We start from the raw sequence: 1268 nt of genomic DNA, 5'->3' as shown, positions 1-1268 counted from the left end.
TTTCCATTGTTTCCACAGGCACATTCTGAGTCTTCTTCTTATCCATTTATCAAAGTTTTTGAAGTGACTTGGCGTATCTGCTAACGCATAATATCCACACCAACCTATTAGAAATTTATTTAGCTTCTCTATTCTACGTTCCATGGGTATTGGTGCCTTTCTGGATGTAAGTTCCTTGATTTTCTGTTTTACTCTTCTAATACTCTCTTTCGAGATTCGTATTTTCGGTTCCCTAGTATTTGTAAAACTAAAACCAAGAAATTTTCGTTTCCATGGTCGGTCAATTGCCGATTTCCCCATGTTTACTTTTAGTTTTAGTTTTGTTTCGATAAAGGTCACGATACCTGACATTACTCGTTTTCCTGCTCGCTTAGATTTCACGTATACATTACAATCATCAGCGTACCTTACGAATTTATGTCCTCTCATTTCCAGTTCTTTATCTAGTTCATCTAAAATAATATTTGAGAGTAATGGACTTAGTGGTCCTCCTTGAGGAGTACCCTCCGTACTTTCAGAGAAAATACCACCTATCAGTATCCCTGCATTTAGATAACTCCGAATCAATTTCAATAAAACCTTGTCATGGATTTCCTTTCTAAGAATTCCCATTAACTTATCATGGTTTACTTTGTCAAAGAACTTTTCTAAATCAATATCTACTACCCATCTATACCCCTCTTTTATATATCCTTTCGCTTTTCTTACTGCGTCATGTCCTCTCCTTTTTGGACGGAATCCATAACTATGTTCTGAAAAACTTGAATCATAAATTGGCGTTAATACTTGGGTAATTGCTTGTTGAATGAATCGGTCTAACACGGTCGGAATTCCTAGTAACCTTGTTCCTCCGTTTGCTTTCGGGATTTCGACACGACGGACAGGTTGAGGTTTATAGGTTCCATTTGCGAGTGACTCTTTTAATTCATCCCAGTGTACGACAATGTACGAACGCAGGTCTTTGGTCGACATGTTGTCTACACCGTGACTGCCCCCGTTTCGTTCCACTCTTTTCAGAGCGTTCAGAAGATTTTCCCGTGTTAGTATCCTTTCCATTAACATTTGATATTTCCTTTCTACGTGAACATGATGGTCTATTTGCGTGACATTCTACTCCACCTTCTCAAAGTCCCCCATGTATTCACCATTTCCTCCTTTGAGTAAGCCTTATTTAAGGTTATCTGCTTCTTCATAGAATGTAGTCTCTTAGTATCAGTTCTTCTTAATTTGTTCAGTCCTTCCTTGATGTTTCGAACCACCAAGTACTA

At 38.1% G+C, this 1268-nt stretch carries 1 protein-coding gene; it reads right to left on the bottom strand.

The annotated features are described in order from the left end of the window. Positions 1-1062, bottom strand: a 1062-nt coding sequence (gene ltrA / locus COC46_RS19700; protein WP_098811606.1) for a group II intron reverse transcriptase/maturase, incomplete at its 3' end; no start/stop codon positions are given. Positions 1063-1268: the final 206 nt, after the last annotated feature.

This window comes from Bacillus sp. AFS041924, assembly GCF_002577195.1.
Lineage (GTDB): Bacteria > Bacillota > Bacilli > Bacillales > Bacillaceae_G > Gottfriedia.
This window is presented reverse-complemented; position numbering and strand designations above follow the sequence as displayed.